This window comes from Chryseobacterium sp. AG363 (assembly GCF_003610675.1).
Taxonomy (GTDB): domain Bacteria; phylum Bacteroidota; class Bacteroidia; order Flavobacteriales; family Weeksellaceae; genus Chryseobacterium; species Chryseobacterium cucumeris.
In genome coordinates this window covers 35,582-57,168 of sequence record NZ_RAQF01000008.1, presented here as the reverse complement: position 1 = coordinate 57,168, position 21,587 = coordinate 35,582, and the positions used below count along the sequence as shown (strand labels likewise).

Annotated in this window: 24 protein-coding genes; 18 read left to right on the top strand and 6 right to left on the bottom strand. The window is 35.4% G+C overall.

What is annotated here, in order from left to right; genetic code table 11:
- Nucleotides 1-97: 97 nt before the first annotated feature.
- The 9 genes from DEU39_RS23015 (at nt 98) to DEU39_RS22975 (ending at nt 6,178) form a co-directional block, all read left to right on the top strand.
- Nucleotides 98-973: a pirin family protein gene (locus tag DEU39_RS23015; protein ID WP_120233508.1), complete on the top strand. Its 876-nt coding sequence runs from the start codon at nt 98-100 to the stop codon at nt 971-973.
- A gap of 154 nt (nt 974-1,127) precedes the next feature.
- Entirely contained in the window at nt 1,128-1,439 is a 312-nt protein-coding gene (locus DEU39_RS23010) for a GNAT family N-acetyltransferase (RefSeq protein WP_062675410.1), read from the top strand.
- Between the two features lie 58 nt (nt 1,440-1,497).
- The gene (locus DEU39_RS23005; protein WP_120233507.1) at nt 1,498-2,397 is read left to right on the top strand and encodes a pirin family protein; all 900 of its coding nucleotides are present in this window, start codon (nt 1,498-1,500) and stop codon (nt 2,395-2,397) included.
- A 21-nt stretch (nt 2,398-2,418) separates the two neighbouring features.
- Complete coding sequence (locus DEU39_RS23000) at nt 2,419-2,949, top strand: NADPH-dependent FMN reductase (protein ID WP_120233506.1); 531 nt, start codon at nt 2,419-2,421, stop codon at nt 2,947-2,949.
- Nucleotides 2,950-3,528: a TMEM175 family protein gene (locus DEU39_RS22995; protein ID WP_062675413.1), complete on the top strand. Its 579-nt coding sequence runs from the start codon at nt 2,950-2,952 to the stop codon at nt 3,526-3,528.
- A gap of 1 nt (nt 3,529) precedes the next feature.
- Nucleotides 3,530-3,748 carry a (4Fe-4S)-binding protein gene (locus DEU39_RS22990; protein ID WP_120233505.1) on the top strand — a complete coding sequence of 73 codons (219 nt, stop codon included), beginning with the start codon at nt 3,530-3,532 and terminating at the stop codon, nt 3,746-3,748.
- Nucleotides 3,748-4,143, top strand: a complete 396-nt coding sequence (locus tag DEU39_RS22985) for an OsmC family protein (RefSeq protein WP_062675415.1) — start codon at nt 3,748-3,750, stop codon at nt 4,141-4,143. The genes DEU39_RS22990 and DEU39_RS22985 overlap by 1 nt, the downstream gene beginning before the upstream one ends.
- A gap of 1 nt (nt 4,144) precedes the next feature.
- Nucleotides 4,145-4,432, top strand: a complete 288-nt coding sequence (locus DEU39_RS22980; protein WP_174525205.1) for a GNAT family N-acetyltransferase — start codon at nt 4,145-4,147, stop codon at nt 4,430-4,432.
- 186 nt (nt 4,433-4,618) lie between these two features.
- A complete protein-coding gene (locus DEU39_RS22975) occupies nt 4,619-6,178 on the top strand; it encodes a sodium:solute symporter (protein WP_062675416.1) in 1,560 nt (519 codons plus the stop codon).
- 72 nt (nt 6,179-6,250) lie between these two features.
- Here DEU39_RS22975 and DEU39_RS22970 read toward each other — a convergent pair whose 3' ends face one another.
- A complete protein-coding gene (locus tag DEU39_RS22970) occupies nt 6,251-8,488 on the bottom strand; it encodes a reprolysin-like metallopeptidase (RefSeq protein ID WP_120233504.1) in 2,238 nt (745 codons plus the stop codon).
- 338 nt (nt 8,489-8,826) lie between these two features.
- On the opposite strand from DEU39_RS22970, the gene DEU39_RS22965 reads away from it, so the two are divergent.
- The 3 genes from DEU39_RS22965 (at nt 8,827) to DEU39_RS22955 (ending at nt 11,280) form a co-directional block, all read left to right on the top strand.
- Nucleotides 8,827-9,345, top strand: coding sequence for a hypothetical protein (locus tag DEU39_RS22965; protein WP_062675419.1), 519 nt, complete (start codon nt 8,827-8,829; stop codon nt 9,343-9,345).
- Between the two features lie 75 nt (nt 9,346-9,420).
- Complete coding sequence (locus tag DEU39_RS22960) at nt 9,421-10,305, top strand: transketolase (RefSeq protein ID WP_228432401.1); 885 nt, start codon at nt 9,421-9,423, stop codon at nt 10,303-10,305.
- Nucleotides 10,306-10,335: 30 nt separating this feature from the next.
- Nucleotides 10,336-11,280, top strand: a complete 945-nt coding sequence (locus tag DEU39_RS22955; protein WP_120233503.1) for a transketolase family protein — start codon at nt 10,336-10,338, stop codon at nt 11,278-11,280.
- Nucleotides 11,281-11,470: 190 nt separating this feature from the next.
- On the opposite strand, the gene DEU39_RS22950 is transcribed toward DEU39_RS22955, so the two are convergent.
- The 5 genes from DEU39_RS22950 to DEU39_RS22930 form a co-directional block, all read right to left on the bottom strand.
- Nucleotides 11,471-11,989, bottom strand: coding sequence for a hypothetical protein (locus DEU39_RS22950; protein ID WP_228432388.1), 519 nt, complete (start codon nt 11,987-11,989; stop codon nt 11,471-11,473).
- A complete protein-coding gene (locus DEU39_RS22945) occupies nt 11,967-12,446 on the bottom strand; it encodes a hypothetical protein (RefSeq protein ID WP_062675422.1) in 480 nt (159 codons plus the stop codon). The genes DEU39_RS22950 and DEU39_RS22945 overlap by 23 nt, the downstream gene beginning before the upstream one ends.
- A 156-nt stretch (nt 12,447-12,602) precedes the next feature.
- Entirely contained in the window at nt 12,603-13,136 is a 534-nt protein-coding gene (locus tag DEU39_RS22940) for a DUF4303 domain-containing protein (RefSeq protein ID WP_120233502.1), read from the bottom strand.
- A 140-nt stretch (nt 13,137-13,276) separates the two neighbouring features.
- Complete coding sequence (locus DEU39_RS22935; RefSeq protein ID WP_120233501.1) at nt 13,277-14,230, bottom strand: DUF3829 domain-containing protein; 954 nt, start codon at nt 14,228-14,230, stop codon at nt 13,277-13,279.
- 47 nt (nt 14,231-14,277) lie between these two features.
- On the bottom strand, nt 14,278-14,598 hold the full coding sequence (locus DEU39_RS22930; RefSeq protein WP_120233500.1) for a DUF4870 domain-containing protein: 321 nt from the start codon (nt 14,596-14,598) through the stop codon (nt 14,278-14,280).
- A gap of 238 nt (nt 14,599-14,836) precedes the next feature.
- On the opposite strand from DEU39_RS22930, the gene DEU39_RS22925 reads away from it, so the two are divergent.
- The 6 genes from DEU39_RS22925 to gwsS all read left to right on the top strand — a co-directional run bounded on the left by DEU39_RS22925 (nt 14,837) and on the right by gwsS (nt 21,548).
- Nucleotides 14,837-16,687, top strand: a complete 1,851-nt coding sequence (locus DEU39_RS22925; RefSeq protein WP_120233499.1) for a helix-turn-helix transcriptional regulator — start codon at nt 14,837-14,839, stop codon at nt 16,685-16,687.
- 616 nt (nt 16,688-17,303) lie between these two features.
- On the top strand, nt 17,304-17,516 hold the full coding sequence (locus tag DEU39_RS22920) for a TIGR04139 family peptide modification target (protein ID WP_120233498.1): 213 nt from the start codon (nt 17,304-17,306) through the stop codon (nt 17,514-17,516).
- Nucleotides 17,517-17,678: 162 nt separating this feature from the next.
- On the top strand, nt 17,679-18,443 hold the full coding sequence (locus DEU39_RS22915) for a hypothetical protein (RefSeq protein WP_228436884.1): 765 nt from the start codon (nt 17,679-17,681) through the stop codon (nt 18,441-18,443).
- Nucleotides 18,440-19,342: a grasp-with-spasm system ATP-grasp peptide maturase gene (gene gwsG, locus DEU39_RS22910; RefSeq protein ID WP_120233496.1), complete on the top strand. Its 903-nt coding sequence runs from the start codon at nt 18,440-18,442 to the stop codon at nt 19,340-19,342. The genes DEU39_RS22915 and gwsG overlap by 4 nt, the downstream gene beginning before the upstream one ends.
- Before the next feature lie 175 nt (nt 19,343-19,517).
- A complete protein-coding gene (locus tag DEU39_RS22900) occupies nt 19,518-20,432 on the top strand; it encodes a hypothetical protein (protein ID WP_120233494.1) in 915 nt (304 codons plus the stop codon).
- 45 nt (nt 20,433-20,477) lie between these two features.
- On the top strand, nt 20,478-21,548 hold the full coding sequence (gene gwsS / locus DEU39_RS22895) for a grasp-with-spasm system SPASM domain peptide maturase (protein ID WP_120233493.1): 1,071 nt from the start codon (nt 20,478-20,480) through the stop codon (nt 21,546-21,548).
- The last annotated feature ends 39 nt before the right edge of the window (nt 21,549-21,587 follow it).

Below are 21,587 nucleotides of genomic sequence, written 5' to 3'. Positions count from 1 at the left end.
ATCTGATCGCAGCTTCATCCTTTCCCACGAACTTAACACAGATCAATGCTTTTCGCATATAACAATGGTAATTTTGTTTACATAAATCAACAATGTGATGGCAACTAAAAAAATAGAAATCGTAGTATCTCCAAAACCTGCGCACTTTGTAGGCGATGGATTCAGGGTTCACAATTTCATTCCGGGAGTTCCTGGATTGGATATGAAAAGAATGGATCCGTTTATCATGCTGGATTATAATTCAAAATTTCATTTCAACGGATCAGACAGACCAAGAGGTGTAGGAGTACATCCTCACAGAGGTTTTGAAACAGTAACGATAGCGTATAGCGGAAAAGTAGAACACCATGACAGCGCTGGCGGCGGCGGTGTGATCGGAGAAGGTGATGTTCAGTGGATGACTGCAGCCAAAGGAGTTCTGCACAAGGAATATCATGAAACAGAATGGGCAAAAGAAGGAGGAATTTTTCAGATGGTTCAGCTTTGGGTGAATCTTCCGGCAAAAGATAAAATGAGCTGCCCAAAATACCAGGCTATCGAAAACTCTAAAATGGAAAGAGTGGATCTGGGCGAAAATGGCTACATAGAAGTGATTGCCGGAGAATATGATGGTCATAAAGGACCTGCGAGTACTTTCACTCCGGTTCATATGATGAATGCCAAACTGAAAGCTGGAGGAAAAGCAGAGTTTAATTTCCCTGCTCATTTCAACACTGCAGCTTTGGTAATTGAAGGAAGTATTATTATTAACGAGGGAGAAGCTGTTAAAGCTGATCATTTTGCCCTGTTTAAAAATGAAGGGGAAACATTCACTATCGAAGCCAAACAAGATGCTGTTGTTTTAATCATCAGCGGAGAACCTATTAACGAACCTATTTATCCTCACGGACCTTTTGTGATGAATTCCAGAGAAGAAATCATGCAGGCTTTCGAGGATTTTAATACCGGAAAATTCGGATACCTGGAAGATTAAAGATTTAAATTTATCTTAATCTTCGATTATTCCTTTTTTTATTAACTTTATATAATGGCAAACCTTATAGGTTTTATGAACCTATAAGGTTTAATTGTCTTAACAAGCAATTTCCTGCATTTATAGGAAATGCAGCACCCTTAGTACAAATATTATGAAACCAGAATTTGAAAATATACCTCTTGTAAAAGCCGAAAAAAGATTTGAAATAGAATTCAACGGACATTATGCATTTATTGATTACCGTGAAACCATGCATCAGATTTCTTTAATCCATACTGAAGCAGAACCGGAATTAGCCGGAACTGGCGCGGCTGCCGCAGTAGTAGAGAAAACTTTGAATTTTATTGAAGAAAGTGAAAAAAAACTTCTACCCTTCTGTCCTTATGTTTTCGCTTTTATTAAGAAACACCCTGAATGGAAACGTATCGTGGATGAGAGATTTGAAGGCTACGACAAACTTTAAACCTTCATCAGGACTCATCAATTTATTTAAATAATATTTTAAAAAGTATCACATCATCATGTCAAATATTGGACTTATTATTGAAGAAAAAGCAGCAGATATCGGAAATTTTCTTGTAGGTAGGCTTCTTCCTTTCCGTGAGAAAAGAGCAGTTGGCCCTTTTGTTTTTATTGACCACATGGGACCTTCAGAATTAAAAGATTATCAGAATCTCGATGTTCCGCCACATCCGCATATCGGCTTATCTACATTGACTTATCTGCTGGAAGGCTCTATTTTCCACAGAGACAGTATTGGAAGTGCTATAGAAATAAAACCGGGTGCTGTTAACTGGATGACAGCCGGAAAAGGGGTTGTACATTCAGAAAGAACACCTGAATATTTAAGACACAGTGATAAAAGACTTCACGGATTCCAGATCTGGGTAGGTCTTCCGAAGCATCTTGAGCAGTCTGAGCCTACTTTTCATCATATTGAAGCAGATGAAATTCCGGTGTGGGAGGAAGATGGCATTCAGTATAAATTAATTGCCGGTGAAGCATTTGGAAGAACATCTGCAGTTCCGGTACACAGCAAATTATTTTTCCTTGAAATTAAAACAAAAGAAGCAAAAAAAATCAGCATTGGAAAAGATCTTTATGGAGAAGCAGCCATGTACGTTCTGGATGGAACAGTAACTACCGATGGAAATTCTTATGGTTCCAAACAGCTGATGATTGCTAAAGATACCAAGCTTTGCGAATTTGAGATGAGTGAAAACGGAACGGTTTATCTTTTCGGTGGCGAACCATTCGATGAAGAGCGTTTTATTTTCTGGAATTTCGTTAACTCTGACAAGGAATTAATTGATCAGGCAAAAGTAAACTGGAATGATCAGAATCACGATGCATTTCCTCTGGTTCCTGGTGACGAAAACGAATATGTGCCGCTTCCTAAGGCTATTCTAAACAGAAAATAACTTCAGTTCAGATTATTAACTATGAAAATATTAGCATTTGCCGGAAGTACATCTTCCACCTCTATCAACAGGGAACTGGTAAAATTTGTTCTGAAAGATTTTCAGGATGAGGAAATCAATCTGATTGACCTCAACGATTTTACGATGCCTGTATTCTCTGTAGACCTTGAAAAGAAAGGTTTTCCGGATGAAGCCCACCAGTTTTTAAAAGCGATTGAGGAATGTGATGTAATCATCTGCTCACTTGCTGAGCACAACCGTTCTTACAGTGCAGCTTTTAAAAATGTTTTTGACTGGGCTTCAAGAATTAACGTAAAAGTATTTCAGAATAAACCAATGCTTCTGATGAGTACCTCTCCCGGAGGTTATGGAGGTGGAAATGTGATGAATACAGCAAAAACATTTTTTCCACAGTTTGCAGCAGATATCAAGGACACTTTTTCACTGCCCAAATTTTATGAAAACTTTGATATGGAAAGCGGTGTCATCAATCCCGATATGCTGAATGATCTGAAAGGTAAAATAGAAAACTTTAAAAATCAGATAAAGTAAATGAACAAAGGAAGACTGGAAGCGTTCAGTGATGGTGTCCTTGCTATTATTATCACCATTATGGTACTTGAACTGAAAGTACCTGAAGGAAATAGCTGGGCCAGTGTCAAACCTCTTCTTCCTAAGTTTCTGGCTTATATTTTCAGTTTTATTTATGTAGGAATCTACTGGAACAACCATCATCATTTGTTTCAGACAGTAAAGAAAGTAAATGGCAGCATTCTCTGGGCCAACCTTCACCTTCTGTTCTGGCTTTCTCTGATGCCAATTGCTACAGAATGGATCGGGACGACAAATTTTGCAAAAAACCCCGTTGCAGTCTATGGTATAGGGCTCATTATGTCGGCCATTGCCTACACTATTCTGGAGCATGTGATTATCCGTTGTGAAGGAGAAGATTCAAAACTGAAAGAAGCCATCCATTCGAAATATAAAGAGTATATCTCAATTGTATTTTATGTCCTGGGAATCGCTACTTCATTTTTTTATCCTTATATTGCCATAGGTTTTTATTATATCGTGGCTCTTATATGGCTGATTCCGGACAGAAGAATCGAAAAAACATTAAAAGAAAATTGATATGGAAACACACGAATATCCTAACGGAAACATTACTGTCATCTGGCAGCCTAAAAAATGTATCCATTCTGCCATATGTGTAAAAACACTCCCCAAAGTCTACGATCCTAAAGAAAGACCTTGGATAAAAGCAGAAAACGCAAGTCCCGAAGAACTAAAAAATCAGATCGACCTATGCCCATCAGGTGCATTAAGTTATAAATTCAATACAGCAAAATAATGGCGGTAACAGTAAAGGCAAGTTTAGGAAAAACAAAATATTATACAGAAGTAACAGCCGGCGAGAATACAATTATTACGGACGAACCGATTGATAAAGGCGGACAGAACAAGGGTTTCAATCCGCTGGAAATCCTGGCTACATCACTGGCAAGCTGTACAGCAGCAACCTTGAGAATGTATATTGAAAGAAAGGAATGGGATATAGAAAACATCAATGTAGAAGTAGAGCTTGAAAACTTTCCATTAACAAAAAGAGCGGTCTTCAAAAGAGATATCAGTTTTGAAGGTATTCTGGATGATGAGCAGCGTAAAAGACTGCACACCATTGCGGATGCATGCCCTGTTCACAAAATATTAACCAACGACATAGAAATACTAACTAAATTCTCATAACATGATCGAAGTAAAACAAAACAACGACGAAAAACACGGAAGTTTTGAAGCTTTCATAGATGGAAAACGCGCAGGAATGATGACCTATACCTGGGCCGGAGAAGAAAGATTTATTATAGACCACACCGAGGTGGAAGAAGCTTACAACGGAAAAGGAGTAGGCAAGGAAATGCTTCTGGCAGCCGTAGATTTTGCCAGAAAAAATGATAAGAAGATTATTCCCCTCTGTCCTTTCGCTAAAGCAAGTTTCCAGAAAAGTGAGGAACTTCAGGATGTTTTAGTGAATTAGTCACTGTATTACACCCTTACCATACAAACCTTTCAGATCGATCTCTGGAAGGTTTTTGTTTTTAAAAGTAAATCACTGCTTACAAGTAAATTAACCATCACAATTTGTTTTGACACGAACAGGAATTCAAATTCATGATTCACGACTGATCTTTTTTATATATTTGCTAAAATTTAAAAATCAAGCATGAATCCAGGAACTATCCTTTTGCTATTTGTTTTCGTCTATTTTATCGGCCTTTTGGTGATTTCTTATTTCACCAGCCGGAATTCTGATAACCAGTCTTTTTTTATCGGTAACAAAAAGAGTAAATGGTGGCTCGTAGCATTCGGGATGATAGGAACCAGCTTAAGCGGAGTTACTTTTATTTCCGTTCCGGGAACTGTCGGAAAAATGACCGGTTCAGAATATATCTATGGAGGTTTTGAGTACTATATGATGGTAATCGGGTTCTTTATCGGATATTTCATTGTGGCAGCAATATTACTACCACTCTACTACAAGATGAATCTGACTTCTATTTATACGTATCTGGGAAAAAGATTCAATGTAGAAGCGCATAAAATAGGTTCTATCTTTTTTATTATTTCAAGAGCAATTGGAGCTACTGCAAGATTATACCTGGTAGTGAATGTTTTACAGATATTCTTACTTGAAGGATTGGGAGTTCCGTTCTGGGTAACTTCTCTTGTTCTTCTGCTAATGGTACTTCTGTATACTTTTGAAGGTGGTGTAAAAACTATTGTTATTACAGATACGCTGCAGACTTCTTTTATGATTATCAGTCTTGTAGCTTGTATTGTTTATATTTTATCCAACCTGAATCTGTCGTTTGGTGAAGCTTATACGATTCTTGAACAGAAAAATTATACTCACTTCATCAATTTTGATCCGAATTCCAAAACCTTTTTCCTGAAAACCATTCTGGGCGGAATTTTCATTACCATTGCTATGACAGGGCTGGATCAGGAAATGATGCAGAAAAATATCTCTGTGGATAATCTTAAGAATTCAAAGAAAAACATGTTGACTTTTGCAGGAACACTTCTTATTGTGAACCTTGCCTTCTTATTCCTGGGAGGATTATTATACCTCTTTGCTCTACAACATGGAGCAGAATATGGGACTATAAACGGTGAAACAGTTACGAATATTTTTGGATTTAAAGATCCAGCAGGAAATATTAAAAACGTAATGGGAGATGACCTTTTCCCCGCTTTATCACTTCAGGGATATTTTCCTATGGCTATTTCTGTTATTTTCATCATCGGATTAATTTCAGCCTTATTTCCTTCTGCAGATGGGGCTCTAACAGCTGTAACCAGCTCATATTGCGTAGATTTATTAAACCTTAATGAAGATAAAACAAAAACTGAAAAAGAGAAGAAACGCCTTCGTATGAAAGTGCATTTGATTTTCACCGTAGTGTTCTTCATCCTGATTATGGTTTTCAAAGCATTGAATGACAAATCTATCGTCTATCTGATCATGGAAATTGCAGGATATACTTACGGACCGCTTCTTGGACTTTTTGCTTTTGGAATTTTCACCAAGTTCCAGATTTCAAGAAAATATTCCATCCTTACGGTTACCCTTTTGGCACCTGTATTAACTTATTTAATCAATCTGGCTGTTACTACTTATACCGATTATAAAATCGGAGTAGAACTCATTGTTTTAAACGGATTACTAACCTTCATTGGTCTGTGGCTGGTAAAAAACAAACAACATTTAAGAGTTGTTTAAAATAACATACATTCCAAAAAAAGACTGTCCTCTATTGAAGGCAGTCTTTTTTATTTGAATCAAGGAAATAGATTATTCTTTAATCCACTTGATTGTTTTCTCGAGATTCTTAGATTTCACTTTAACAAGATAATCTCCCTGAACAAGATGTGACAAGTCAAAAGACCCTGTTTTATCATGATTCAATTTGTTATTTGCCTGAGTGAACACTAATTTTCCGCTTACATCGTATACTGTAATATCATATACTTCGTTTGAATTGGTAAATTTCACATTCAGAAGTCCTTTACTTGGATTAGGATATACCACAAATACATCTTTATTGGCAGAGGTTTCATTCACCCCTAATGTCTGGGTAATGGTAAAGTTGATTGGATTAATGTTGTAGAAAACATTTGTTTCTGCAGCAACCATAATTCTTGCCTGTGTGGTATTTACGTTAGGAATAGTAACAGTTTCAGAACCATCGTTCGGAGTGGAAGCCAGGATCAGTGTAGGATAGGTAAGCCCGCCATCTGTTGAAAGATAAATATTGACAGTAGCGGCATTCACAGGAAATGCAGTTGTATTGGCTACGTCCCAGGTTACCGTCTGAGTAGAATTACCTGCCCAGTTTACCGCTGTAGTAGGTGCAGTTACGTTAAAAGGTCCGGAATTTCCATCAACAGTAATAATAGCATCATCATTGGCTACTCCTGCACATCCCGCGTTATTATCTCTTACAGTCAATCTGAACTCCATTGTTCTTGCATAAGAAGGTCTAACTTCTCCTTTGGAAACAGTTCCATTGATTACATCTGTAAGTTTTGGGAAATATCTGTAAGGAACGGTTACAGGTACGTATGATCGGAACAGAGGTGCATTTAATGTTGGTGCATTCCAGTCACCCGCAGGTCCTACATCATTCTGTTCCCAGCTGTAAGTAAGAGGATTGTTATCTAAATCTGTAGCAGATCCTTCCAATCTAAATGGTGTACCTTTAGGAATGGTATAATCTCCTCCGGCATTGACTGTAGGAGCGAAATTGTTGCTTGGAAGTGTTACCTGACAAGTTGTTGACTGAACTTTTGTGGTGATAGACTGATATGATTTAGTATGGAAAGTCGGAATACTGTTAGGAGCGAGGTTATTGGTACTTCCACAAATTCCGGCGTAAGCCATTATGGTAATTCCGCTTCCAGGTTCTACAGCGTTGGTTGCACTGCGGTTTCCTCCTCCACAGCTTCCTGTTGTTGCATTAAAAGTATGTGGCCCCCCAAACTGATGTCCTACTTCATGGGCTACATAATCAATATCATAAGGATCACCAACCGGATTTGGTGAGCCGGTGATTCCTCTTCCTTTATTAGAGTTGTTACAGATTACTCCTAATCCGGCTAATCCGCCACCTCCTGTACTGAAGGTATGTCCGATATCATAATTGGCATTTCCTATCAGTAAGTCAATTTGGGTCTGGCTTTCGTTAATTAATGTTCCCGCACTATCATTTCCTGTGAAAGGGTCCGTAGCCGCACTGGTAAAGATCACATTGGTTTCAGTACCTACTAATACCAATCTTGAAGCAACTTCCTGTTCATATACTCCATTCACTCTGTTTACAGAGGTTACAATAGCTGAAAGAGTCTGTGCTACTGTAGGAGTTGCAGAACCCGTTGCTGCAATTGCATACTGATGGGTACAAGCCACTGCGAATCTGAAAACTCTAATTTGAGTTCCTACGCTTGGAGCTACGGTTTTTTGTTGGCTTTTTTTTTCTAGTGGAGCATCCTGATCATCTTTCAGCCCACATGTTCTTGGATTTTTATCAATTAAATCACTTTTCTTGTAAATGATATAATTACTGACATCCTGTTTTGCATAAGGATCTATATAAGAATCACCTGCGACTATAGATTTTATCTGCGCATGAAATCCTAACTCTGTAAAATCAAGTTTTAGGGTTGCATACCTGTCATCAATTCCCTGTCCGGTAAAAGTGACAATCTGAGGAAACTTGCTGGCTAATTCCGGAGCCATCACGGAAGATTTCCAGATTCTGAATTTGGCTTTCGTACCATCTGGCATTGGAAGAACAATAATCGGAGCATTTTCTTTGCGGTCACTGTCTTTCAGTTCCGGAACAGAATTGAAATAACTTTTCATTCCGGCCACATCCAAGGTATAGGTAAGTGACTTTTCCGGTTGTACAGTTCTGTTTTTCGGATCTGCTTTGATGGACCTCTCACTGATTACTGTAAAAAAGTCCTGTGCTTTCCCGGAGGAAACGGATATAATGAATATCCCCAGATAAAATAATTGTTTAATTTTCATATATAATGGTATGTAATTTTTATTAATCCAAACATTAAAACCAAAAACAAAAAAAAATAATTAGTTAAAGGTTCATAATTCATGATTATTTGAATTATAAAATTAGTTAAATTAATCTAAATACCACATATTAAAATTCAAAAAAAATCAATGTTTAGTAGCAAAAAACCAATGATCCTGCTACCACAAAGCATTACCGTTAATAAATATTTTTTATTTTTTCGTATTTGTTTAAGTAACTGATTTTATAGACTTTTGCATTTTAATTATCTTTAACACGAATGATATAAATTAATTTTAAAAAACATCGAAATAAAAAAAAACAAAAATTAAAAACTATGAAAAAAATTATCGCAATTTTCACATTTCTATTGACTTTTAGTTTTATGAATGCTCAGGACAACTTTGAAGTCTCAACATTACGAATTGGCCCCTTTAAAGTTTTCATGCCTAAGGTTGATGCTGAAAAAATAGCGGGAATAAAACTGTCCAACTCTGGCGGAGAGAAAAAAAACATCGTAAAATATAATGGAGAAACTATTCAGATTGATCTTTTTGATAATTACATCAATGAAGCCAACCCGAGTGTTCCTTCCATTACCTACATGACAACAACAAGTAAAAAATTCAAAACCAAAAGCGGAATCGGGGTGGGAAGCACCAGAGATGACCTGATCAACACGTATAGAAGTTACGCCAATTTCAGTGTACGCCCGGACTGGGACTCCAATGGTAAGCCGATTAAAGATGCCGGTTATTTTAATCTTGAAGACAGCCAGGCAGGAACATTATTAAGCTTTAAATTTGTTAATAATATAGTAACTGAAATCTCTGTTTATCTTAACGAAGGCTGTTAAAAGCGGGAAAATATTCAAATCATACTAAATCCGGGTTTTATATCCGGATTTTGCATTTCCATAAGCCGGTAAAAAATTGTAAATTCGCATGCAAATAAATCAGATATAATGAGTAAAAGTATCGAAGAGTTAAAAACTCTTACTACGCAGATCAGAAGAGACATTTTAAGAATGGTTCACGCTGTAAATTCAGGACACCCTGGTGGTAGCTTAGGGTGCACAGAATTCTTTACAGCCCTTTACGGAAAGGTAATGAACTATAAACTTCCTTTTACAATGGAAGGTAAGAATGAGGATCATTTTTATCTATCAAACGGACACATTTCTCCGGTATTCTACTCTACTTTAGCAAGATTTGGTTTCTTCCCTGTAGAAGAACTAAGTACTTTCAGAAAATTAGATTCAAGATTACAGGGACACCCAACAACGCACGAAGGCCTTCCGGGAATCAGAATTGCCTCAGGTTCTCTTGGACAAGGACTTTCCGTAGCATTAGGGGTAGCTGATGGTAAAAAATTAGATGGTGATCAATCTCTTGTTTACTCTCTTCACGGAGACGGTGAGCTTCAGGAAGGTCAGATCTGGGAAGCATTGATGTATGCAGCTGCTAAAAAGGTAGATAATATCATTTCTACAATTGACTATAACGGTCGTCAGATCGATGGTGATACAGATGATGTATTAAGTTTAGGAAATCTTCATGCTAAATTGGAAGCATTCGGATGGATTGTTCTGGAAGAAAAAAATGGTAATGATCTTGAAGCTGTGATTGCAATTCTTGAGAAGGCAAAAACAGAAACCGGAAAAGGAAAGCCGGTAGCAATTCTTCTTCATACAGAAATGGGTTACGGAGTTGATTATATGATGGGATCTCATGCCTGGCATGGTAAAGCTCCTAATGATGAGCAATTAGACACAGCATTCAAGCAATTGTACCTAGAAGCTCCGGCTGATTACTAATATCTTAACATCTCGATTAATAAAATAAAAATGAAATATACATATACAGAAAAAAAGGACACGCGTTCAGGATTCGGAGCAGGATTAGCTGAACTGGCTGACAAAAATCCTAATGTAGTAGCACTTTGCGCAGACCTTATCGGTTCTTTGAAGATGGAGAAATTCATTGAGAAAGCTCCTGAAAGATTCTTTCAGATTGGTATTGCAGAAGCAAACATGATGGGGATTGCAGCTGGTCTTAGCATTACAGGAAAAATTCCTTTTACAGGAACTTTCGCTAACTTCTCTACTTCAAGAGTATATGACCAGATCCGTCAGTCTATCGCTTATTCTAACAAAAATGTAAAAATCTGTGCATCTCACGCAGGTCTTACTTTAGGAGAAGATGGAGCTACTCACCAGGTTCTTGAAGATATCGGTATGATGAAAATGCTTCCTGGAATGACCGTGATCAATACTTGTGACTACAACCAGACTAAAGCTGCTACTTTAGCGATTGCAGATTTTGAAGGTCCTGTATATTTAAGATTCGGAAGACCGGTAGTTCCTGTATTCATTCCGGAAGATATGCCTTTCGAAATCGGAAAAGGAATTATGCTTCAGGAAGGTACTGATGTAACGATTGTTGCAACAGGGCACCTTGTATGGGAATCTCTTGTAGCTGCTGATGAGCTTGAGAAAGAAGGTATTTCTTGTGAGGTTATCAACATTCACACGATTAAGCCTCTTGATGAAGAGATCATTTTAAAATCTGTTGAAAAAACAGGTAAGATTGTAACGGCTGAAGAGCACAACTACCTTGGTGGTTTAGGAGAATCTGTTGCAGGTATGTTGGCAAGAAAAAGACCTACAAAACAGGAATTTGTGGCGGTAAATGATACTTTCGGAGAGTCTGCAACACCAGCAGAATTGATGAAGAAGTATAAAATTGACTCTGCTGCAGTAAAAGAAGCTGTAAAGAGAATTTTAGCTTAATAGTTTAAAATAAGCTATTTTATATAGACAAAACCCGGCGGTTTCTTCGAAACCGCCGGGTTTTTTGTTATTGTGTATCAACCACCCCGTCAAAAATTCTTTGAATTTTTGCCACCCCTCCAAGGGAGGGGAATGGTTATACCTCCATTCTTCATCTTATTAGTTTTTACCCTGCTTTTCGGTACTTGTTTTATTGTTCTTCCTGATTCAGGGGAATTCCTACAGCAATGAGAACAGGACATAAAATTTCTTTTATATACTCCTCCTCTCTTCTGTTAGAAGCTTTAGATCCGGAAAAATAATTACTGATTCTGTAGTTTTTTACAAACTGATTTCTCTTTTTCCCGATGGAATAATAATATCCACCTCTTTCATCGTTCACAAAATAGGTCATTTCATCAAAATTCATGAGCTTTTTGGAAAGTAACAGTTTTCTGTAAATACACTTTTCCGATTTATCAAAAATATATTTCACAGGAATTCTGAAAAAGAGGTCAAACAGAAAGTAGATCATATAAACACTCCATAATCCCATTGCAATTTTGAACTGATCTCCGGATATTTTATCCATAAAATAATAGATGATCACAGGAAGTGCAATGACTCCCAATGCCAGCCATCCAACCAAAGTGCGCAGAAAACTGTAATTGGGCATAAAGCTTATTTCTCGTCCGTTTTCTTCAAACTTATAGCGGTCTCTGATGTCCATTTTCAGGATGATTAATGTTCAAAATATCCTCTGTTTCATTGACCATTTTCTGTATTCCTTTCTGGGTAAGCGCCTGGCCTATTGTAAGCTGTTTTTCTTTTCCATCTATTTCAAAATAAACAGACAGCATTACATTAGTGGTAATAAATCCCATATATTTTGTTGCCACCACATGAAAATTTCTGAAATTCTCAATCGGATATGTTCTTGCCGGAACAAAAATGGTATGTTTTCCCGTAATTGTTTTACGATCCATATCAATGATAAATTTCTTGGTAAAGAAGTTGACTACAATAAGTGCAACTACCGCCATAATAATATAGCTCCCGGTTCTTACACTATTAAAAATGAGTCCTGCAATGACCAGAAAAATAATACAGAGCACTGCAATAAACACCGGCTGGTTTCTAAAAATATATTGATTTCCTTCTTGCTTATAAAATTGATAGTTGTTCATAATGAATGTAATTGTTCTTAATATTTTGGTTGGGAGTTGAGTCTAATGTTATAAAAAGCATGTATAGAGATTGTAATGTATAAGAGGCTTCTGAGACAATTATTTTATCGGCTTCATATGTATATATTTAAAGTGTTTTTTTAATTCTTCATACTTTTAATTGCCCCAGGTAGCCATCCAGTCCAGATATTCATGTTGGTATTCATTATCATTCAGTCTGATGATAAGGTTTTTCAAGTCTTCTTGCTCAAACTCATAATCTGAAACCGTGAAAATCAGGAAAATATCTTTGCTCGTGACATTTGTGAAAAAGTTCTCGTTTTTAAGTTTTTCCAATACTTCAATACAGATTGAATATAGTTTAGCCTGAAAACTCTCAAACCATTGATCATCGTCATCGTGCTTACTAAGCTCTGCTCTCAACTGAGTGCAGATTATATCAAATTCTTTATCGGCACCTTTCATTTCGTAAGTCCATTCTGCCGGTTCATATTTATAATAAAGAGCATCTTCTTCATCTGCATTCTCCATTACTTTCAATGTATTGGCAGCAGGGCAAACTGTCATTGCTCCTTCATCGCTGTACAGTGCAAAGCTGTAAATTCCTTCTGCTCCATGCTTTTCATACACTTCTAAAAAAGCTTTCCTTGCAGCATCTTCAATCTGCTGTTTCAAAATTTCAAAATCCATACTTCTTTTCTTTTCTAAAATGGGCGGTAAAATTACCTTTATCCTGTTAAATCAGTATATTATACTCTTTAAAGGTATAGCCAGTTTCATGATTATAGCTAGCTGTTTTTATTATATATAATCCAGCCGGGAATTAAAAATCAATCTACAAAAGTGTTATAACGGTCAAGAACATATCCTGCTTCTCTTTCCAGGTTATCAAGATCACGGTTTAGATCCTGACTATTTTCGTTTAGGCTTCGCTGTACGATTCTCATTTTACCCAGGAAATCATTGACAGAACTGTTGAATGCCTGATAACTGTTTTCCTTCTGCTTTTCTGAAGACGGAATTTTTTCATTGATGTTCCTTTTATATAATTTTTCCATCTGCTCGTATTGGTGGGAAAATTTGTTTTTATAGACATTCATATCCGCTACATCATAGGAATCATCAATAATTTTCTGAGCCAGCTCCATAACCTCCTTAGATTGAATGATCTGTGTTTTGAGCGGATGATCTTTAAGCATCTCAATTTCTGCTTTATTTGCCCTTGGGGAAAGCTTAGTGAATAAGTCATTGGCCGCTGTACGGTTTTCTTTAATAAGTTGTATTGCTTTTTCGTTGATTTCGGCGACTTTCTTTCCTTTATCATCTTTCCAGTCCTCTGCCTGTTTGTAAGTGTCCAGTTCTTTTTTTAAAGATTCCAATCGGACCATTGTGTCCTTCATCTTATCCACAAGTGTCTGAAAATTCTTTCCCAATACATCCGGAGCCTTTAATTCCTGACGGGTGTACAACATCACTGAAGGCGTAAATATGGGCATAATACCGGAAGCTTTTGGATTGGCACCGGCATTTTTCACATAGTCTTCCATCTGTATCAATATATTCTGAAAATCTTTGATAAAATCTGACTGCTCATCATCCATTTTTACAACTTTGTTATTAAAAGAAATAATATCTCTGTTTACATCCCCGGAATTAACACTAAAAGTGTTTACCTGCCCTGAATCATTCTGTGACAGCTTTTCTTTAACTTTTTCCAATTTATCGCATGATATAACAGAAAAGCTAAAAAAAAGCATGCCTGCGATGATTAATGGTGTTTTCATAATTTTATATTAAATGTTAAATTGGTGTTTCCAAAAATTTTTGAATCCTATCCGATAAAAGAAAATTTGTCCTCAAATATTTTCCCTATTAATGGCAAAGGCTTTTCAACATTGTTGGCTGCATTAATGATTCCGATAATCATCAACACCAAAGGAATCAAACCCAATAGTCCCAGAATTCCGATTTTAGTAACCATCAATACAATATTGAGAATGATAGATAAAAAAATAGAAAAAAGAATTAATCCCAATGATTGTTTCAGATGGTATTTTAAAAGGCTGTTCGACTTTTCTTTTCCGATAAAGAAGGATATCAGCCATCCGAAAAGCGTAATGTAAGAAACAATTGATAAGGTTTTGTTGTCCATAGCTGTAAAATTTTAAATTAATATTCTTTGATTTTTTCTGGCCCTAAATTGCAGAAGAAAAAGATCCCAGTCTTGTTTTATGCGACTACAAAACATATTCAACCCCGATCACAGATGACTACAAAATGTCTACAAAAACATTTAAAAAGTTAATAATCAACAAATTACAAACAACACATAGCTCTAGTTTTTCAGACAGGAAATTGACAGATGTCTACAAATTTTGTACTTTCACCTTATGAAATTAAAGTACTTACTCTTATACTGTATACTTTTTATCTGCACATTATATCCCGCACAGAATGCATTTATTGATGGCCTTAAAAACCAATTGAGAGGAGATCATATTTCTACTGCAGAAAAATTCAGAATTTACAATGAACTTACCGAATATTACAGAGTTAGCGATCAATATCCTACAGCTGAAAAATATGTTCAGCAGCAACTTGATCTTGCTAAAAAAGAAAATGATTATGCTGAAGAAGTAAAAGCTCTCAGTCAAAAAGGAGTTATTAAGCTTAATCAGTCTGAATATGATAAGATTCCTCCTATTCTGGATGCTGCGAATGCAATTGTTCAAAAGAGTCAAAATAAAACTGCGGAACTATATGCCACTTATCTGAATATCTACTACAGAAATGCACTTGGCGAACTTGAAAATACAATCAGGCTTGTTCAGAAAGTCCTTCCCATCGTTGAAAAACAACCTTCCGAAATCTTATTAAATGCTAAGCTCAATTATCTTCTCTACGGAATCTATACAGAATGGAACGATGCTGAAAATGCCACCAGATATGCCAAAAAATCCATAGAACTTGCTGAAAAGGCAGGAAACAAAAATTTACTCAGCTCTACCTATTCGGCGCTGGCTGTCTGCTACTCCTTTCAATATGAGAAAAGTGGAAACTCAAAAGATCTGAAACCCGTCATAGAGATGTGTAAGAAAGCTGTTGGCCTGTACCATCAATTTCCCGGTCATGTCTCAGCCCATGTACATGCAATGGCCTTACTGAATCTCACAAACTATTATCTGAGCTATCCGGTTATGACTCCTGAAATCCGTGAGGAAATTCAGAATAACGCCCACGAAATCCTGACCCTTACGCAGCATACAACCCTTAATCAGAGTATGCAGGCAGGTGCACTTGGTGTTTTGAGCAATCTCGCATCACGGGATCATAATGATACTTTATCAGAGCATTATCTTTTGAAAGCGGAACAGATTCTGCTTACCCAGCAACCGGTTTATTACCATGTTATGATCAATGTGGTGAAAGATCTTGCCCAGCTGTATGCAAAACAAAAGAAATATCAGAAAGCTTATGAATATGAATCAAAGTTAACAGAATACAGCAATCTTCTCTTTGATGAAGGGCAAGCTGAAACCGCAAAAAGATTGGAAGCTCAATACCAGTCTCAGAAAAAAGAATCTGAACTCAGATCTCTCACTGAGAAAACAGCCATTCTGAAAAAAGAGAAACTCCTTTATATTATATTGGGAATCATAGGATTAACTGGAGCCTTTTTTATGTTCCGTTCTTATCATTTTAAACTGCGGTATTCTATAGAAAGAGAAAATAAACTTGATACAGAAAAGCATGAAGCAGAAATGCAGGTAAAACTTCAGGAGCAAGAGCAGGCAAGATTAAGGGCAGAACAGGAACTTCTTACGCTTCAGCAGCAAAAACTTCAAAGTGAGGTACTGGCCAGCCAGCTTCATATTCAGCATAAGAATGAGGTTCTGCAGCAGCTTCAGACCCAGCTTTCCGATACGGATATTAATATTCATCAGGTGGTAAAGGGAGAAAATCGGGTTGACAATGATTTTGAAAAAATCAGATTTACTATTCAGGAACTGCATCCGGATTTCTTTAAAAACATCAGTGAAAAAGCCCAGCAAAAACTTACTGCTCTGGATCTGAAATACTGCGCCTATATTTATCTGGGAATGGATACAAAACAGATTGCCAACCTCCTCAATGTAGAGCCTAAGAGTGTAAGAATGACCAAATACCGCCTGAAAAAGAAGTTCGGGCTGGATGAAAATACTGCTTTAGAATCTTTTTTCCAGGGAGTATTCTCTGAGTAAACGCCCCATATTTTATTTCTATTTCAAATGAAAAGCTTTTTAACCTCATGTTGAAAAGCTTTATTTTTATATCTCAGGTTCCTTTGCACGGATTCAAATTTTAAAAACCCAGGGTTTTCTGCAAAAATTGATAAGATGTTTACCTCGTTTTCGGATTAAAAAATGTGATTTTAAAACAAACAAATCACCAGAAGCATACAAATTGTGGTCAAAATAAGTGACTCAGCATCTTATTATCACGCTAAAATCATCTGTTTTCCGATATTGTACAATAGAAAATATTACCATACAACCTACTGTTAAAGCCTGTAATTTTCTTTTTATGGCTGGCATGCAATTTATACTTTTTCGAATTTCAAATATTTCACCAAAATACAACTACCATTCCGAGTAAAATTTGCATTTGTGTATCAAGTAAAATACAAATCATTTACACATTTTATCCCCATGAAGTGATCTAAATATTTATAGTTTTATCCCATCAACGTTGATGAAATATATTCTTCAAATTTAAAATGTAAGTGTACAGTGCATGATAAATAGGTAGAATTATTCACCCAAGTCAGGGTTTATTTGACACAAATGATTCATATAAAAACAATTAAAAATTACACACATGAAAAAATTAAATGGAATGAAGAGAGACTTCTCTTCTTTGGAAAACAAAAAGCTGAAAGATCTTAAAACAATTCAAGGAGGCAGTTATAATGTTAAATCTAACGTTTCTGTTGGAGAAGGTTGTGAAGAATATGACACCTATACAAGCCCAGGAGGTACATATATAGGTAGAATTACGGTATGTAATCCAAAAGACGAGTCAGCAAACTAATGTATGGAGGGCCTTGCCCTCCTTTTTCAATCTTAGGTTAACTATCAAAAACTTCTTTACAAGATTATGAAACAATATACTTGTTGTTTTCTATTTTTTATTTTGGTCTTTTTTTTATCATGTAAAAATCAAGGAACAAATTACATTACTTATTATAACAAAGTGAATGAAATTGACAGTATTTACAGAATGGCTAATAAACCTGAAAAAGCCATAAAAAAATTCACAAAACTGTTTCACAAGTATGAACCTAAAAACCAAGAGCTTACTGAAGAATACAAAACCTACATTAAACTTGCAGATCAATACCATAAAAATTTTGGCGGAAAAAAGAGTTTATACAAACTTATTACCCTGTTAGCGCCCTATGGTAATGAATATAAAAAACTTTATCCGCTTTGTAAGAAATACGGAATAGACAGTCTGGAAGTAAGCCAAAAAGTAACCCATTGGAAAATGAATCTGAACAGGACACTGATAGACTCCTTTAGTATTGCGATGATTCGTGACCAGAAAGGAAGACCTGAAAATATAGCCCTTGTAAATAAAAACATTGAAAAAAATGTAAATCTTTTTTTCTGGACATTTGAACATTATGGGTTTCCTGATGAGCAAAAAATAGGGAGATTAGGAAATGATAATGTTTTCATCGCCATGCCTACATTGTTAAGTCATATGATAGGCTCAAAAAAATATCCTGAATTCAGAAAAAAATTATTCGAATATGTAAAATCAGGTCATTGTTCTCCACAGGAATATGCCTTAATGTCTGATACCTATGATTACTATAGAAATACTGCTGTAAGATACAGCTTACGGAACAATAATACAGATTCTGTTCGGATTAACCGCAACCGAAAAAGTATTGGACTTCCCAGTATAAAACATTCATCTAAAATCAGAAAAGATAAATTTAAGAAAAAATGATTCTTATTCTTTCTACTAATCAGGAAACAACAACAAATGAAGTTATTAAATGGCTAAAGGCATTAAAAAAAGCTTTTATTCGTGTTCATGAAGATGAAATTTTTGATATAAAAGTATGTAAAAACAGAATCTTTTTGCAAAGTCAAAGAAATAACTTTTTTATTGAAGATATTACGAGCGTTTGGTATCGCAGAGGAGGATTACAATTTATAAGGAAAGAATATAACAACCCTTCAATTAATGCCTATATGAATGAAACTCAATATTGGCTTGAAGATTATGTTATAAAATTGCTTGAAGCTAAAAAACACATTAATAAGCAAAGCAACAGTCATTTGAATAAGCTTTTCGTACTTGACCAAGCAAAAAAAGCAGGACTGAAAGTTCCAGAATATTATTTGGCAGAAAACACAGATCAGCTAATTGTTAATAAAACGATTACCAAATCTATTGCTGAAAATATAATATTAAAATCAGTGGGTAACTTTCCTGAAGGTATTTTGTATACCTCTCTTGTCACAGAAAAAGAAAAGAAAAATTTCTTTATTACCTTTTTTCAGGAAATGATTGAAAAGGATTTTGAAGTACGAGCCTTTTATCTTAATGGTAAAATATGGTCTACTGCTATTTTTTCTCAAAATGATAAGAAAACCCAAATTGATCATAGAAAATATAATCATGAGACGCCCAATCGGAATGTCAGATATAATCTTTCAAAAGAGATTGAAGAAAAAATACATATCCTTATGCTGCAACTGGATATAAATTGTGGCTCGCTCGATTTTATAAAAACCAAAAATGATTTTTACTTTTTAGAAATAAACCCTGTTGGTCAGTTTTTAGGATTATCTGCAATTTGCAATTACTTACTTGAAAAAGAAATAGCAGAATACTTATGAAAAAGAAATTTAAAGAAAAAAATAAATTACCTCTTACACTGAAGTATATGGAAAATTTTAGGGACGCTTCGGCAGAAACACAGAATAACTATAAAGTTGATTATATTTTCTCAACAGAATATCAAACTGATTTTTTAATTAGAGTAAAGCCCACAAAATCAATTGTAAGATTATTATGATATATTATAATATAAAAACACAAAATAAAGACATTGGTCTAGTGTACATCACTTGTCTGATTCTTTGCTTATTTCTTTGTGCCTGCAAAAATAGAAATTACATTTTATATTATAATCAGGTAAATGAAATTGATAGTATTTATAGTGTCACACATCAACCTGAAGAAGCTATAAAGCAGTACCGAAAATTATTCCGAAAATATAAGCCAAAAAATCAGGAACGGAGAGAAGAATATGAAAATTATATAAAGCTTGCAGATCAACATCACAAAAATTTCGGAGGGAAGAAAAGTCTATACAAGCTTATTCCGTTAGTTGCACCTAATTGGAAATATAAAAAGCAAGACACCAGCTTTATACAACTCTATCAAAAATATGGTATTAGCAGACAGGAGATGGAATTGAAAGTTGAAGAATGGAAAAAAAAACTTAATCAAAAACTTGTAGATTCTTTTACAGTCGCATTTAAACGTGATCAAGACAGTCGTATTGAATCAAATTATGCAGATATCAATAAAAATGATAAAAAGAATGCTGAACTTCTGAGGTGGATGTTTGAGAATTATGGTTTCCCAAGTCTGCAAAAAATTGGTTTATCAAATGGTGATTTCTTTATGCCATCAGGACCTATATTACTACACATGGCAGATTATGAAGAATATTACCCATATTTGAAAATAAAGCTATTAGAGTATGTAAAATCTGGTGAATGTCCTCCAAGAGATTATGCAGCGATGGTAGACAGAAATAATTTGCATCATAAAGTTCCTTATACCTATGGAGTTTATCAAGGATATGAAAATATAAAAGATTCCGCAACCGTCAATCGTAATCGCAAAAATATAGGACTTCCAAGCTTAAAGCATGCTCAATTGATCGCAAAAGATTTTTTCAAAAAAAATAAAAATTGATATTCATAATCTGTAAAAATGATGTAAAAAAGATCTTACCAAGATATGAAATATTTCAACCTATTTAGCAATATCCTTATCACCAAAGGATCCATCAGAATTCTCATTTCAGATCTACAGAGAAATGTATCTGAACTATATCCTCTGGAGTTGTTTGAAATTATACAAGAGCTGAAAAACAAATCTATCGAAGATACAATGATAAGTTATGATGAAGAATCCAAAGAAATAGTTGAGAACTATATCAATCTTCTATTGGAAAAAGAATACGGATTTGTTACTGAAAATGGCTGGGACAGAAATTTTCCTCCTCTCTCTTACGACTATCATGAACCCAACGCTATAACAGATCTTTTTATCGAAATGGAAGATCTCGGGATCTTAAAGAAAATATATCCATCCATAGAAAATCTTGGAGTTAAACATTTGGTTATTTACAGTTTGAAATCCTTAACCTTAAAAGAATGTATAGAAATTGATGAAATTTTTAAAACCTCAGTTTTATCAGGAATAGAGATTTTCTCCCCGTTTCATCAGAAAATGAACCTATCTTTTATGCAGGCTCTTCAAAAAAACACGGTCAGAATTTACAGTCTCATTCTTTACAATTGTTCAAAACCTCCTTTCAAAGCTAAAGATGAATACCGTTTCTCGCTGCATTTCCTGAAAGATGATCTGAAAATATCTGCGTGTGGAAAAGTGGAACTGAAGTACTTCAATACTAACATTATTAAAGTGACGGAAGCAGTTAACCACAATTCCTGCCTGCATAAAAAGATAGGCATTGATAGAAAAGGTAATATTAAAAACTGTCCACTGATGAATGAAAGCTTTGGAAACATCCAAAAACAAAGCCTTGAAGAAGCCCTCAATCAACCTGATTTCAGAAAATACTGGGATCTTACCAAAGACCAAATTGAGATATGTAAAGATTGTGAGTTCCGTTATGTCTGCACAGACTGCAGGGCATACACTGAAAACACTCTAAAAAGCAAAGAAGGTCTGAATATATCAAAACCTTTGAAATGTGGCTATAATCCTTATACGGGTGTGTGGGAGGACTGGTCCAAAAATCCTTTAAAACAAGAAATTTTTAATTCCCTGGAATTCAGATAATTTTTTTCATAAACCTTGTTATAATTGAAAACCGCTTCT